Genomic DNA, 13,113 nt, shown 5'->3' on the forward strand with positions numbered 1-13,113 from the left:
GGCACTTCGGCTCGTTGTACGCGACGTGAGCACGACACCACCTGTTCTCGCCGCAGAGCTGGCACAGGCGTGGGCCGACATTCAGCGGCACCACCCCGAGCTGCCCGATCTTGCCGCGCCCGAGTCCCTGATCGGAGAGTCCTCGTCCGCCTGCGGCGCCGAACTCTCCTTCGAACGACTGCTGCACGAGGCAGTCCACGGCATCGCCGCCGCCCGGGGTGTCCGCGACACCTCCCGCGCCGGCCGGTATCACAACCGCAGATTCCTCGCGATCGCCGAGGAGATGGGCCTCGACCACCCCGAGGAGCCGCACGCCAGCAGCGGCTTCTCCCTGGTCACGCTCAACCCCGAGGCGAGGCGGCGCTACCGCCCCACCATCGAGCGGCTCCAGCGCGCCCTCAAGGCCCACACGGTCGCCACGGCGGCCGACACCAAGCGCTCCTTCCGCGGACCGGCCGCCCGGCACGGCTCCTCGGGCGGAGGCGTCCGCGTCAAGGCCGTCTGCGACTGCGGGCGCAACGTGCGCGTGGTGCCTTCGGTGCTCGCCCAGGCCCCGATCGTCTGCGGCGGCTGCGGCAAGCCCTTCCGTATCCCGGAGACCGTGGGCGCCGCGAGCTGACCTCGCGGTGTGTGGCACAATGGCTAGCTGTACTCGACAGTCGCACAGGACCCCTCTCTCCTCCGGCTGACGCGTCCATCGGGCATCCGAGTACCGCAACCCCACGTGGCATCTCAAAGTGCCCAACCACGTCAAGACCAGGAGACACCACTTCAGTGGCAGTCAAGATCAAGCTCAAGCGCCTCGGTAAGATCCGCCAGCCGCACTACCGCATCGTCGTCGCCGACTCGCGCACCCGCCGCGACGGTCGCGCGATCGAGGAGATCGGCCTCTACCACCCGACGTACAACCCGTCGCGTATCGAGGTCGACTCCGAGCGTGCGCAGTACTGGCTGTCCGTCGGCGCCCAGCCGACCGAGCCGGTTCTCGCCATCCTGAAGCTCACGGGCGACTGGCAGAAGCACAAGGGCCTCCCGGCCCCCGAGAAGGCTCTGCTCGTCCCCGCGACGAAGGAGGCCAAGCGCGCTTCGTTCGACGAGTTCGCGAAGGCCCTCGAGGGCGGCGACGACAAGGGTGAGGCCATCACCCCGAAGGCCAAGAAGGCCGACAAGAAGGCTGACGAGGCCGAGGCCGCGTCCACCGAGTCGACCGAGGCCTGATCATGCTCGAGGAGGCTCTCGAGCACCTCGTGAAGGGCATCGTCGACAACCCCGACGACGTGCAGGTCGCCTCGCGCACCCTGCGCCGCGGCCGCGTGCTGGAGGTCCGGGTCCACCCGGACGATCTCGGCAAGGTGATCGGCCGCAACGGCCGCACCGCTCGCGCGCTGCGTACCGTCGTGGGCGCCATCGGCGGCCGTGGCATCCGGGTCGACCTCGTCGACGTGGACCAGGTCCGCTGAGCAGGCCGGCAGCATCACCTTAGTTGTGCCGGCACGGGCCGGGGAGGGCTTACGAGCCCACCCCGGCCCGTTGTCGTTCGCGTCGTACGAGCTGTGTGACAGGAGAGTGTGGAGCAGTGCAGTTGGTAGTCGCGCGGATCGGCCGCGCCCACGGGATCAAGGGCGAGGTCACCGTCGAGGTACGCACGGACGAGCCCGAACTCAGGCTCGGCCCCGGTGCCGTACTGCTCACCGACCCGGCCTCCGCCGGGCCGCTGACCATCGAGACCGGCCGGGTGCACAGCGGCCGGCTGTTGCTGCGCTTCGAGGGCGTCCGCGACCGCAACGGCGCCGAGGCCCTGCGCAACATCCTCCTCATCGCCGAGGTCGACCCCACGGAGATGCCCGAGGAGGAGGACGAGTACTACGACCACCAGCTCATGGACCTGGACGTGGTGCTCGCCGACGGCACCGAGATCGGCCGCATCACCGAGATCTCGCACCTGCCGTCCCAGGACCTCTTCATCGTCGAGCGTCCCGACGGCACCGAGCTGATGATCCCGTTCGTCGAGTCGATCGTCATCGAGATCGACCTGGAGGAGCAGCGGGCCGTCATCGACCCGCCGCCCGGCCTGATCGACGACCGCGCCGAGATCGTCTCCTCGCGCGACGAGTCCGACGAGACGTCCGACGACGAGTCCGGTGAGGGCCAGGCATGAGGCTCGACGTCGTCACGATCTTCCCCGAGTACCTCGAGCCGCTGAACGTCTCCCTCGTCGGCAAGGCCCGCGCGCGCGGACAGCTCGACGTCCACGTCCACGACCTGCGGGACTGGACGTACGACCGGCACAACACCGTCGACGACACCCCGTACGGCGGCGGCCCCGGCATGGTCATGAAGACCGACCCCTGGGGTGACGCGCTCGACCAGACGCTCGCCGACGGCTACGAGGGCGGCGCCCACGGCCCCGTCATCGTCGTCCCGACCCCCAGCGGTCGACCCTTCACCCAGGAGCTCGCCGTCGAGCTCTCCGAGCGGCCCTGGCTGATCTTCACCCCGGCCCGCTACGAGGGCATCGACCGCCGCGTCATGGACGAGTACGCGACCCGGATGCCCGTCTACGAGGTCTCCATCGGCGACTACGTCCTGGCCGGCGGAGAGGCGGCCGTCCTCGTCGTCACCGAGGCCGTCGCCCGGCTCCTGCCCGGCGTCCTCGGCAACGCCGAGTCCCACCGGGACGACTCCTTCGCCCCCGGCGCCATGGCCAACCTCCTCGAAGGCCCCGTCTACACCAAGCCCCCCGAGTGGCGCGGCCGGGGCATCCCCGACGTCCTCCTCAGCGGGCACCACGGCAAGATCGCCCGCTGGCGGCGTGACGAGGCCTTCCGCCGCACCGCCGCCAACCGCCCCGATCTCATCGAGCGCTGCGACCCGGCCGCCTTCGACAAGAAGGACCGCGAGATCCTCTCGATGATGGGCTGGGCGCCCGAGCCCGGCGGCCGATTTTGGCGCAAGCTCGACGACGTGGAACAATAGGCCGCTGTCGTCCGTCCGGCGCGCGCCCCTGCCACAGGGGGAACGACGCCGCCAGGAACGGACGATCTTCCGAATCACTTCGAACGTACCGCTGATGACCTGTGGCATCAGCGAGGAAAGAGACCTCCATGGCCTCCCTGCTCGACCAGGTCAACGCGGGTTCGCTCCGCTCCGACCTCCCCGCCTTCCGCCCCGGCGACACCGTGAACGTCCACGTGCGCGTCATCGAAGGCAACCGCTCGCGTATCCAGCAGTTCAAGGGCGTCGTCATCCGCCGCCAGGGTTCGGGCGTCAGCGAGACCTTCACGGTCCGCAAGGTCTCGTTCTCCGTCGGCGTCGAGCGCACCTTCCCGGTGAACAGCCCGATCTTCGAGAAGATCGAGCTCGTGACCCGCGGTGACGTCCGTCGCGCCAAGCTCTACTACCTGCGTGAGCTGCGCGGCAAGGCTGCCAAGATCAAGGAGAAGCGCGACCGCTGAGCTCACGCTCCCGGCACGCTCGACGCTTCCGAGCCCTCGCACAGGCAGTCCCGATAGGCTCTGCCACCGATGGACACCGAAGCACAGCACACGGAGCGCGACCCCTCTTCCGGAATGGAGGACGGGTCGCGCTCCGCGCGCGTTTCCGAGGACACGAACGACGCGAGGGACGCGGAGGACACGGCAGGCGCCGGGAGTGCGAGGCGCACCTCCTCCTGGCGGCGCACGGCCTTCGTGGGCGGCGCCTGTGTGACCTTCCTGCTGCTCCTGAGCCACTTCGTGATGCAGCCCTTCCTGATCCCCAGCCGCTCCATGGAACCGACCCTCCAGGTCGGCGACCGGATCCTGGTCAACAAGCTGGCGTACCGTTTCGGCAGTGAGCCGGGCCGGGGCGACGTCGTCGTCTTCGACGGCACCGGATCCTTCGTACGCGAACAGCCCCGGGGCAATCCCGTCACCGGTCTCCTGCACGACGGGGCGGCGGCCCTCGGGCTCGCCGAACCCGACGAGACCGACTTCGTGAAGCGGGTCGTCGGCATCGGCGGCGACCGGGTCGTCTGCTGCGACAAGAACGGCCGGCTCACCGTCAACGGCGTCCCCGTCGAGGAGCGCTACGTGATGTTCGGCGACCAGCCGTCCAGCGTGCCCTTCGACATCGTCGTCCCGCAGGACAGGCTCTGGGTCATGGGCGACCACCGCAGCCAGTCCAGCGACTCCCGCGACCACCTCGGCAACCCCGGCGGCGGCATGGTCCCCGTCGACAAGGTCGTCGGCCGCGCCGACTGGATCGCCTGGCCCTTCGGCCGCTGGTCCACGGTCCAGGGGACCGACGCCTTCGACGCCGTACCCGCGGCACCGGCCGGCGGGCACGGGACGGCACCCCATGGGTAGCCGGGGACGACCGCCGGGCGGCGCCGGGCGCACCCCCGACCGGGGACCCGAGCAGGCCGCACCCCTGCCGGGCCGGGCGGAGCGGCGCAGGCTCGCCCGCAAGGTCAAGCGGCGCAGGCAGCGCTCCGCGATCCGCGAGATCCCCATCCTGATCACGGTGGCCGTCCTCATCGCGCTCGTCCTGAAGACCTTCCTGGTCCAGGCGTTCGTCATTCCCTCCGGCTCGATGGAACAGACGATCCGCATCTCCGACCGGGTCCTCGTCGACAAGCTCACGCCCTGGTTCGGCTCCCGCCCGCAGCGCGGCGACGTCGTCGTCTTCAAGGACCCCGGCAACTGGCTCCAGCAGGAGGCCACGCCGCCCGCCGACGACCCGGTCGGCATCAAGCAGGCCAAGCAGGCCCTCACCTTCATCGGGCTGCTGCCCTCCGCCGACGACCGGGACCTCATCAAGCGGGTCGTCGCCGTCGGGGGAGACACCGTCCGCTGCTGCGGCAAGGACGGGCGGCTCACCGTCAACGGCGTACCGCTCGACGAGCCGTATCTGCACCCGGGCAACGAGCCGTCGACCATCCCCTTCGAGGTGAAGGTCCCGCAGGGCCGGATCTTCGTCCTCGGCGACCACCGCTCCGACTCGGCCGACTCCCGCTACCACCTCGACGAGAAGGACCACGGCACCGTCTCGGAGGACCAGGTCGTGGGCCGTGCCGTGGTGATCGCCTGGCCCGTCGCGCACTGGCGCGGCCTGGAGGAACGCGGCACCTTCGCCGCCGTACCGGACGCCCGTGCGGGTTCCGAGTCCGCGCTCGGTCCGTCGCATACTGTGTCCCAGCGGAATCTCAACGGATTCCCCGGGCTCCCGACCCCTGCGGAACTTCTGCTCGTTATGGGAGTGGTGGGCCTGTCCCTGTTCCGGGGCAGGCGATCGCACGGACTGAGGAGTGGATGTGGGGGATTTGGCCGTCGGCGCACGATCCGGACACGATGAGCCCGACAAGAGGGCCGGCGGGGCCTTCGGCGATGACACGACGGGTGACGACGTGACGGATGACGGGCAGGCGCAGCCGCCGAGCGGCGGGGCACCGGACGGCGGGACGCCGGACGACGGCGACGAGACGGCAGGCGGCTCCGGCCGGGGCCCCAAGAAGCCGCGTTCCTTCTGGAAGGAACTGCCCCTTCTCGTCGGCATCGCGCTCGTCCTCGCCCTGCTGATCAAGACCTTCCTGGTGCAGGCGTTCTCGATCCCCTCGGAATCGATGATGAACACCCTCCAGCGGGGCGACCGGGTTCTCGTCGACAAGCTGACCCCCTGGTTCGGCTCCGAGCCCGAGCGCGGCGAGGTCGTCGTCTTCCACGACCCGGGCGGCTGGCTCGAGGGCCAGGAGACGCCCACGCCCAACGTGGTGCAGAAGTTCCTCAGCTTCATCGGCCTCATGCCGTCCGCCGAGGAGAAGGACCTCATCAAGCGGGTCATCGCCGTCGGCGGCGACACCGTGTCCTGCAAGGAGGGCGGCAAGGTCATCCTCAACGGCGTGGCGCTGGACGAGACCTCGTACCTCTACCCCGGCTCCGTCCCCTGCCAGGACTCCTTCGGCCCGATCAAGGTCCCCGAGAACCGCATCTGGGTCATGGGCGACAACCGCCAGAACTCCCTCGACTCCCGCTTCCACCAGCAGCTCCCCGGTGGCGGCACCGTCTCCAACGACGAGGTCGTGGGCCGCGCGGTCGTCATCGCCTGGCCCGTCACCCGCTGGGCCACCCTCCCGGTGCCCGACATCTTCGACAACCCCGCGCTCAACCAGGCCCTGAGCGCCGCCCCCCTCGGCGCGGCCGGCCTCGCCGGAGCGCTCCCGCTGGTCCTGTGGCGCCGGAAGAAGGTCGCCGCACGGCATACCGCCGAGTAGTGACCCGCGGGTAGGGTGCCGTCCCGGACCGTCGACAGACCAACGGTCCGCCGACAGACCTGCGGGGTGCGCACATGAGCGGAAACATACGGACCAAGGGCGGCCACGGCCGCCTCGGCAGCGCGCTGTCGGGGCTGGCCGTGGCCGTCGGCTGTGTGCTCTTCCTCGGCGGCTTCGTCTGGGGAGCCCTGCTCTACCAGCCGTACTCCGTCCCCACCGACTCCATGACCCCCACCCTCGACGTCGGATCCAAGATCCTCGCCCAGCGCGTCGACGGCGACGAGGTGCGGCGCGGAGACGTCGTCGTCTTCAAGGACCCCCTCTGGGGCGACGCACCCATGGTCAAGCGCGTCGCCGCGGTCGGCGGCGACACCGTCGCCTGCTGCGACGCGGACGGCCGCCTCACCGTCAACGGCAAGCCCGTCGACGAGCCCTATCTGAGGCCCGGACCGGGCGGCAGGACCATCGCGTCCGGCACCGAGTTCTCCGTCACCGTCCCGGCCGGCAACCTCTTCCTCCTCGGCGACGACCGCCACACCTCGCTCGACTCCCGTACGCACATGGAGGAGGCCGGACAGGGCTCCGTGCCCCGCTCCTCCGTGGTCGCCAGGGTCGACGCCGTGGTCTGGCCCGCCAAGGGCCTCCTGGACCGCCCGACGGGCTTCGCCGGCCTTCCCGGCGGGATCTCGGAGCCCGGCCCCGTCATGCCCCTCCTGGGCGCGATCGCGGCCGGAGCCGTGCTGGTGCTGGCCGGGGGAGCGTACGGGCCGGTGGTACGGCGCGTGGGCCGGCTCACGAAGCGCCGGCCGGCGGGCACCGCTCCCGGGGCACGCGAGAAGGTGGGTACATGACGGACTCCACGGCACGGCAGACGCAGGGGCCCGGTGCCGAAACGCGCGGCGAGCCCGGCACCGCGCAGGGCGCCGCCCCGGCCGCCGGACCGCACGTGGAGGTCCGGCGGGTCGCGCGGGTCGTCCTGCTCGACCCCGACGACCGCATCCTCCTCATGCACGGCTACGAGCCCGACCACCCCGACCAGACCTGGTGGTTCACACCCGGCGGCGGCCTGGAGGGCGACGAGACCCGGCAGGAGGCGGCCCTCCGCGAGCTCGCCGAGGAGACCGGCATCACCGACATCGACCTCGGGCCCGTGCTCTGGACGCGGTACTGCTCGTTCCCCTTCGACGGGCGCCGCTGGGAGCAGGACGAGTGGTACTACCTCGCCCGCACCCGGAGGACCGAGGCCGCACCCCGGCCGCAGGCCCTCACCGAGCTGGAGAACCGCAGCCTCGCGGGCCTCAGATGGTGGACCTCCGCCGAACTGTCGGCGGCCCGTGAGACGGTGTACCCGACCAGACTCGCCGAGCTGCTGCGCACGCTGCTCGACGAGGGACCTCCGCGTGCACCGGTGGTTCTCGCCCCGGAAATCGTTTAGGGGCGCGTCCGCCTGGCGCACAATAGGGGGACGCACGGCTGAAGGGGAACATGCCATGAGCGCCGAGGACCTCGAGAAGTACGAGACCGAGATGGAGCTGAAGCTCTACCGGGAGTACCGCGATGTCGTCGGGCTGTTCAAATACGTGATCGAGACCGAGCGGCGCTTCTACCTCACCAACGACTACGAGATGCAGGTGCACTCGGTCCAGGGCGAGGTCTTCTTCGAGGTCAGCATGGCCGACGCCTGGGTCTGGGACATGTACAGACCGGCCAGGTTCGTCAAGCAGGTCCGTGTCCTCACCTTCAAGGACGTGAACATCGAGGAGCTCAACAAGAGCGACCTCGAACTCCCCGGCAGCTGAACCGCCCCCGCCCGCAAGGGTGAGCCGGTTCTCCACAGGTCCCCCGCCGTCCACAGCGCCACACGCGATCCCACCACCTCCGTCACAGTCGGCGACGGAGGTGGTACCGCATGAACAGGACCCAAGCACTCGGACGGTACGGAGAAGAGCTGGCCACCCGCCGGCTCACCGCGACCGGCATGCACATCCTCGCCCGCAACTGGCGCTGCGGCCGGACCGGCGAGATCGACATCGTCGCCCGCCACGGCGACACCCTCGTCATCTGCGAGGTCAAGACCCGGCGCGACGGCGCGTACGAACACCCCATGGCCGCCGTCACACCCCGCAAGGCGGACCGGCTCCGGCGCCTCGCCGCCTGCTGGCTCGACCGCAGCGGCACCCCCGCCCCTCCCGGCGGCGTCCGCATCGACCTCATCGGCATCGTCCTGCCCCGCCGCGGCGCCCCGCTCCTCACCCACGCCGAAGGGGTGGCCTGACATGGGATTCGCCCGCACCTGCTCCGTCGCCCTCGTCGGCGTCGAAGGCGTCGTCGTCGAGGTCCAGGCCGACCTCGAACCCGGCGTCGCCGCCTTCACCCTCGTCGGCCTCCCCGACAAGAGCCTCACCGAGAGCCGAGACCGGGTCCGCGCCGCCGTCGTCAACTCCGGCGCCGAATGGCCCCAGAAGAAACTCACCGTCGGGCTCAGCCCCGCATCCGTACCGAAAGGCGGATCGGGTTTCGACCTCGCCGTGGCGGCGGCGGTTCTCGGCGCCGCCGAGCGCATCGACCCCCGTGCCATCGCCGACCTCGTCCTCATCGGCGAACTCGGCCTCGACGGACGCGTCCGGCCCGTCCGCGGCATCCTCCCCGCCGTCCTCGCCGCCGCCGACGCCGGCTACCGCCAGGTCGTCGTCCCCGAACAGACCGCCGGCGAGGCCGCCCTCGTCCCCGGGGTGTCCGTCCTCGGCGTCCGCAGCCTCCGCCAGCTCATCGCCGTCCTCACCGACGAACCCGTCCCCGAGGAGGAACCCACCGAGGCCGGCCGACCCGACGCCATGCTCGCCGGACTCCTCGTCCCCGGCGCCGGCCTCGGCACCGGACTCGCACCCGACCCCACCGACCCCTCCGAAGGCCCCGACCTCGCCGACGTCGCCGGCCAGCACCGAGCCCGCCGCGCCCTCGAAGTCGCCGCCGCGGGCAGCCACCACCTCCTGCTCTCCGGACCGCCCGGCGCAGGGAAGACCATGCTGGCCGAGCGCCTCCCCGGCATCCTCCCGCCCCTCACCCGGCAGGAATCCCTCGAAGTCACCGCCGTCCACTCCGTCGCCGGCATCCTCCCGCCCGGCGAACCCCTCGTCCGCCGCGCCCCCTACTGCGCGCCCCATCACTCCGCCACCATGCAGTCCCTCGTCGGCGGCGGAAACGGCCTCCCCAGGCCCGGCGCCGTCTCCCTCGCCCACCGGGGCATCCTCTTCCTCGACGAAGCCCCGGAGTTCTCCGGAAAGGCCCTCGACGCCCTCCGTCAACCCCTCGAATCCGGGCACGTCGTCATCGCCCGCGCCGCCGGAGTCGTCCGCCTCCCCGCCCGCTTCCTCCTCGCCCTCGCCGCGAACCCCTGCCCCTGCGGACGCCACACCCTGCACGGCGCCGGCTGCGAATGCCCCGCCGCACTCGTCCGCCGCTACCAGGCGCGCCTCTCCGGACCCCTCCTCGACCGTGTCGACCTTCGTGTCGAGGCCGAACCGGTCACCCGCTCCGACCTCCTGGGCCAAGGAGGGCGCGGCGAGAGCACCGAGACCGTCGCCGAACGCGTCCGCGAAGCCCGCCACCGCGCCGCCGCACGCCTCGCCGACACCCCCTGGAACGTCAACAGCGAGATCCCCGGACACGAACTCCGCACCCGCTTCCAGGCCGCCCCCGGAGCCCTCGCCACCGCCGAACGCGACATCGAACGCGGACTGCTCACCGCCCGCGGCCTCGACCGGGTCCTCCGCGTCGCCTGGACCGTCGCCGACCTCGCCGGACACGACCGCCCCGACAGCGAGGACATCGCCCTCGCCCTCGAACTGCGCACCGGCATCGCCCGCGGCGTGCCCGTCGGAGCGGAGGGCCGGGCATGACCACTCCCGACCCCCGCCCCGGCACCCCAGGCTCCGCGCCCATGGACGAGCGACGGGCACGGGCCACGCTCAGCCGCGCCGTCGAACCAGGCGACGAACACGCCGGCCGCTGGCTCCAGCGCTACGGAGCCACCGGCTTCCTCGACCGCCTCCTCGACACCACGCCCCATCCCCGGGGAGGAACCGACGCCGACCCCTTCCCCGGCACCGGAGCGAAACGCGTCGCCTCCTGGCGGCTGCGCGCCACCGCCGCCGACCCCGCCCGCGACCTCGCCACCATCCACGACCTCGACGGACGCTTCCTCGTCCCCGGCGACACCGAATGGCCCCGACAGCTCGACGACCTCGCGGACGCCCGCCCCCTCGGCCTCTGGGTCCGGGGCCCCGCCGACCTGCGCACCTGGGCCCTCCGCTCCGTCGCCCTCGTCGGCGCCCGCGCCTGCACCCCGTACGGCGCCCACACCGCCGCAGACCTCGCCACCGACCTCGCACGCAAAGGCTGGGTCGTCGTCTCCGGAGCCGCCTACGGCATCGACGGCGCCGCCCACCGCGGCGCCCTCGCCGCGGGCGGAGCCACCGTCGCCGTCCTGGCCTGCGGCGTCGACACCCCGTACCCCCGCGGCCACGACCAACTCATTCGCCGCATCGCCGAACAAGGCCTCGTGGTAGGGGAGTTGCCGCCAGAGAGTCACCCCACCCCCAGCCGCTTCATCCTCCGCAACCGGGTCATCGCCGCCCTCACCCGAGGCACCGTCGTCATCGAGGCCCAGCACCGCAGCGGTTCGCTCGTCACCGCCCGCGCCGCAGCCCGCCTCGGCCGCCACACGATGGGCATCCCCGGCCCCGTGACCAGCGCACTCTCCGCCGGCGTCCATGAACTCCTCCGCGGCGACGCCGCCCTCGTCACCGACGCCGACGAGATCGTCGAACTCGTCGGCGACATGGGTCAGCTCGCCCCGGCGCGCCGAGGGCCCGTCCTCCCACGCGACCTCCTCGCCCCGGCCGCGGCGCACATCCTCGAAGCGATCCCCGCCCGCGGCCCCACCCCCGCCACCGTCATCGCCCGTCGCGCCGGAACCACCCCCGACGACACCCTCGCCAGGCTGTACGAACTCCACTCCCTCGGCTTCGTCGAACGACACGGAGAAGGCTGGCAGTTGACGAACACGACAACACCCGCGTCGAACGTGCGGCGAGGCGGTACTTGACCTGGAGCATTCGGGTGAAAGGGTGAAGGGCGATGAACAATCGAGTTCTCTCGGCCGCACCCGAGGGGCCGACACGCGCCACGGCCCGGGTTCGAAGATGTGGCCGACGGCGTCCACCCGGAGCGGCGCGATCCGCCGATGTTCGCGCACCGCGACCGCGCACTCACGCTACGCTCACCAGGATTCCGTCCAGGACACCCACACCGACACACCCGACAGCAGAACGGCTCAAGGCAACGCATGCCCCAGCACACCTCCGGGTCTGACCGCGCTGCGGTGCCCCCAGCAGCCCGGGGCACCGTGCGACCACCCGCACCGACCTCCCTCGACGAACTGTGGCGGTCGTACAAGGACACGGGAGACGAGCGACTGCGGGAGCAGCTGATCCTGCACTACTCGCCCCTCGTCAAATACGTCGCGGGGCGAGTCAGCGTCGGGCTGCCGTCCAACGTGGAACAGGCCGACTTCGTCTCCTCCGGCGTCTTCGGCCTCATCGACGCCATCGAGAAGTTCGACGTCGAGCGCGCGATCAAGTTCGAGACGTACGCGATCACCCGCATCCGCGGCGCCATGATCGACGAACTCCGCGCCCTCGACTGGATCCCGCGCTCCGTCCGCCAAAAGGCCCGCAACGTCGAGCGCGCGTACGCCACCCTCGAGGCCCAGCTCCGCCGCACCCCCTCGGAGACCGAGGTCGCCGCGGAGATGGACGTCACGCTGGAGGAACTGCACGCGGTTTTCAGCCAGTTGTCCCTGGCGAACGTCGTCGCCCTCGAAGAGCTGCTACACGTCGGCGGCGAGGGCGGCGACCGGCTCTCCCTGATGGACACCCTCGAGGACACCGCCGCCGACAATCCCGTCGAGGTCGCCGAGGACCGCGAGCTGCGCCGACTGCTCGCCCGCGCCATCAACACGCTCCCCGAGCGGGAGAAGACCGTCGTCACGCTCTACTACTACGAGGGCCTCACCCTCGCCGAGATCGGCCACGTCCTCGGCGTCACCGAGAGCCGCGTGAGCCAGATCCACACCAAGTCCGTCCTCCAGCTCCGGGCCAAGCTGGCCGACGTCGGACGCTGACCCGGCGCGAGCCGGTCGTACAGTGGAGCCGTGCCCAGGATTCGAGCGGCCTCGGTGGCCGAGCACCGGACGATGCAGCGCGGCGCCCTCCTGGACGCCGCGCGCGCCCTGCTGTCCGAGGGCGGTACGGAGGCGCTGACCTTCCCCGCACTCGCCGAGCGCACGGGCCTCGCCCGTTCCTCGGTGTACGAGTACTTCCGATCGCGCGCGGCCGTCGTCGAAGAGCTGTGCGCCGTCGACTTCCCCGTCTGGGCGGCCGAGGTCGAGGTCGCCATGGACGGCGCGGACACCCCGCAGGGCAAGGTCGAGGCCTACGTCCGCAAACAGCTGGAGCTCGTCGGCGACCGCCGGCACCGCGCGGTCGTCGCCATCTCGGCGAGCGAGCTCGACGACGGCGCCCGCGAGAAGATCCGCGCGGCCCACGGCGGACTGGTCGCCATGATCGTCGAAGCCCTCGCAGCCCTGGGCCAGCCCCAGCCCCGCCTGGGCGCCATGCTCCTCCAGGGCGTCGTCGACGCCGCGGTCCGCCGCATCGAGCTCGGCGCGGCCGAGAACCCCGCGGAGATCGCCGAGGCGGCGGTCACGATGGCCCTCCACGGGGTCAACGGCACCCGGGCCTGACCGCTCGGGGGTCGGCTCACTGCCGTGTCCCCCCCCGGCCTCCCCCCCACCCTCCCCC

Annotated in this window: 17 protein-coding genes; all 17 read left to right on the plus strand. The window is 71.6% G+C overall.

Annotated features, from left to right (window positions below; translation table 11 throughout):
• Nucleotides 1–25 precede the first annotated feature (25 nt).
• The 17 genes from IF00_RS0136310 (at nt 26) to IF00_RS0136390 (ending at nt 13,055) form a co-directional block, all read left to right on the plus strand.
• Nucleotides 26–619 carry a hypothetical protein gene (locus IF00_RS0136310; RefSeq protein WP_024755886.1) on the plus strand — a complete coding sequence of 198 codons (594 nt, stop codon included), beginning with the start codon at nt 26–28 and terminating at the stop codon, nt 617–619.
• Nucleotides 620–774: 155 nt separating this feature from the next.
• The gene (rpsP, locus tag IF00_RS0136315) at nt 775–1,218 is read left to right on the plus strand and encodes a 30S ribosomal protein S16 (RefSeq protein ID WP_030325634.1); all 444 of its coding nucleotides are present in this window, start codon (nt 775–777) and stop codon (nt 1,216–1,218) included.
• Nucleotides 1,219–1,220: 2 nt separating this feature from the next.
• Nucleotides 1,221–1,460 carry an RNA-binding protein gene (locus IF00_RS0136320; protein WP_003980229.1) on the plus strand — a complete coding sequence of 80 codons (240 nt, stop codon included), beginning with the start codon at nt 1,221–1,223 and terminating at the stop codon, nt 1,458–1,460.
• A gap of 116 nt (nt 1,461–1,576) precedes the next feature.
• Complete coding sequence (gene rimM / locus IF00_RS0136325) at nt 1,577–2,158, plus strand: ribosome maturation factor RimM (protein WP_030325635.1); 582 nt, start codon at nt 1,577–1,579, stop codon at nt 2,156–2,158.
• Nucleotides 2,155–2,976 (plus strand): tRNA (guanosine(37)-N1)-methyltransferase TrmD, encoded by an 822-nt coding sequence (gene trmD / locus IF00_RS0136330; protein WP_030325637.1) that lies wholly within the window; start codon nt 2,155–2,157, stop codon nt 2,974–2,976. Before rimM ends, trmD begins: the two co-directional genes overlap by 4 nt.
• A gap of 128 nt (nt 2,977–3,104) precedes the next feature.
• The gene (gene rplS, locus IF00_RS0136335) at nt 3,105–3,455 is read left to right on the plus strand and encodes a 50S ribosomal protein L19 (protein ID WP_015036473.1); all 351 of its coding nucleotides are present in this window, start codon (nt 3,105–3,107) and stop codon (nt 3,453–3,455) included.
• Nucleotides 3,456–3,524: 69 nt separating this feature from the next.
• On the plus strand, nt 3,525–4,346 hold the full coding sequence (gene lepB / locus IF00_RS0136340; RefSeq protein WP_030325639.1) for a signal peptidase I: 822 nt from the start codon (nt 3,525–3,527) through the stop codon (nt 4,344–4,346).
• The gene (gene lepB, locus IF00_RS0136345) at nt 4,339–5,334 is read left to right on the plus strand and encodes a signal peptidase I (protein ID WP_030325644.1); all 996 of its coding nucleotides are present in this window, start codon (nt 4,339–4,341) and stop codon (nt 5,332–5,334) included. The genes lepB (IF00_RS0136340) and lepB (IF00_RS0136345) overlap by 8 nt, the downstream gene beginning before the upstream one ends.
• A complete protein-coding gene (gene lepB, locus IF00_RS0136350; protein WP_030325646.1) occupies nt 5,303–6,250 on the plus strand; it encodes a signal peptidase I in 948 nt (315 codons plus the stop codon). The genes lepB (IF00_RS0136345) and lepB (IF00_RS0136350) overlap by 32 nt, the downstream gene beginning before the upstream one ends.
• Nucleotides 6,251–6,324: 74 nt before the next feature.
• Nucleotides 6,325–7,101, plus strand: a complete 777-nt coding sequence (gene lepB, locus IF00_RS0136355) for a signal peptidase I (protein ID WP_030325647.1) — start codon at nt 6,325–6,327, stop codon at nt 7,099–7,101.
• The gene (locus IF00_RS0136360; RefSeq protein WP_051820791.1) at nt 7,098–7,685 is read left to right on the plus strand and encodes an NUDIX hydrolase; all 588 of its coding nucleotides are present in this window, start codon (nt 7,098–7,100) and stop codon (nt 7,683–7,685) included. Before lepB (IF00_RS0136355) ends, IF00_RS0136360 begins: the two co-directional genes overlap by 4 nt.
• A gap of 55 nt (nt 7,686–7,740) precedes the next feature.
• A complete protein-coding gene (locus tag IF00_RS0136365; protein ID WP_005311352.1) occupies nt 7,741–8,049 on the plus strand; it encodes a DUF2469 domain-containing protein in 309 nt (102 codons plus the stop codon).
• Between the two features lie 110 nt (nt 8,050–8,159).
• Nucleotides 8,160–8,525, plus strand: a complete 366-nt coding sequence (locus IF00_RS0136370) for a YraN family protein (protein WP_030325650.1) — start codon at nt 8,160–8,162, stop codon at nt 8,523–8,525.
• Between the two features lies 1 nt (nt 8,526).
• Complete coding sequence (locus IF00_RS0136375) at nt 8,527–10,149, plus strand: YifB family Mg chelatase-like AAA ATPase (RefSeq protein WP_030325651.1); 1,623 nt, start codon at nt 8,527–8,529, stop codon at nt 10,147–10,149.
• Nucleotides 10,146–11,357, plus strand: a complete 1,212-nt coding sequence (dprA, locus tag IF00_RS0136380; protein ID WP_245234725.1) for a DNA-processing protein DprA — start codon at nt 10,146–10,148, stop codon at nt 11,355–11,357. Before IF00_RS0136375 ends, dprA begins: the two co-directional genes overlap by 4 nt.
• Nucleotides 11,358–11,597: 240 nt before the next feature.
• The gene (whiG, locus tag IF00_RS0136385) at nt 11,598–12,434 is read left to right on the plus strand and encodes an RNA polymerase sigma factor WhiG (RefSeq protein WP_030325654.1); all 837 of its coding nucleotides are present in this window, start codon (nt 11,598–11,600) and stop codon (nt 12,432–12,434) included.
• 72 nt (nt 12,435–12,506) lie between these two features.
• A complete protein-coding gene (locus tag IF00_RS0136390; RefSeq protein WP_037639919.1) occupies nt 12,507–13,055 on the plus strand; it encodes a TetR/AcrR family transcriptional regulator in 549 nt (182 codons plus the stop codon).
• Nucleotides 13,056–13,113 lie beyond the last annotated feature (58 nt).

This window comes from Streptomyces flavochromogenes (assembly GCF_000717595.1).
Lineage (GTDB): Bacteria > Actinomycetota > Actinomycetes > Streptomycetales > Streptomycetaceae > Streptomyces > Streptomyces flavochromogenes.

Excerpts from the sequence above, each read along its gene's own strand:
- dprA (WP_245234725.1), top strand. The coding sequence starts at position 10,146 with ATGACCACTCCCGACCCCCGCCCCGGCACCCCAGGCTCCGCGCCCATG.
- IF00_RS0136320 (WP_003980229.1), top strand. The coding sequence starts at position 1,221 with ATGCTCGAGGAGGCTCTCGAGCACCTCGTGAAGGGCATCGTCGACAAC.
- lepB (WP_030325647.1), top strand. The coding sequence starts at position 6,325 with ATGAGCGGAAACATACGGACCAAGGGCGGCCACGGCCGCCTCGGCAGC.
- whiG (WP_030325654.1), top strand. The coding sequence starts at position 11,598 with ATGCCCCAGCACACCTCCGGGTCTGACCGCGCTGCGGTGCCCCCAGCA.
- IF00_RS0136370 (WP_030325650.1), top strand. The coding sequence starts at position 8,160 with ATGAACAGGACCCAAGCACTCGGACGGTACGGAGAAGAGCTGGCCACC.
- rplS (WP_015036473.1), top strand. The coding sequence starts at position 3,105 with ATGGCCTCCCTGCTCGACCAGGTCAACGCGGGTTCGCTCCGCTCCGAC.
- lepB (WP_030325639.1), top strand. The coding sequence starts at position 3,525 with ATGGACACCGAAGCACAGCACACGGAGCGCGACCCCTCTTCCGGAATG.
- IF00_RS0136365 (WP_005311352.1), top strand. The coding sequence starts at position 7,741 with ATGAGCGCCGAGGACCTCGAGAAGTACGAGACCGAGATGGAGCTGAAG.
- trmD (WP_030325637.1), top strand. The coding sequence starts at position 2,155 with ATGAGGCTCGACGTCGTCACGATCTTCCCCGAGTACCTCGAGCCGCTG.
- IF00_RS0136390 (WP_037639919.1), top strand. The coding sequence starts at position 12,507 with ATGCAGCGCGGCGCCCTCCTGGACGCCGCGCGCGCCCTGCTGTCCGAG.
- IF00_RS0136375 (WP_030325651.1), top strand. The coding sequence starts at position 8,527 with ATGGGATTCGCCCGCACCTGCTCCGTCGCCCTCGTCGGCGTCGAAGGC.
- lepB (WP_030325644.1), top strand. The coding sequence starts at position 4,339 with ATGGGTAGCCGGGGACGACCGCCGGGCGGCGCCGGGCGCACCCCCGAC.
- IF00_RS0136360 (WP_051820791.1), top strand. The coding sequence starts at position 7,098 with ATGACGGACTCCACGGCACGGCAGACGCAGGGGCCCGGTGCCGAAACG.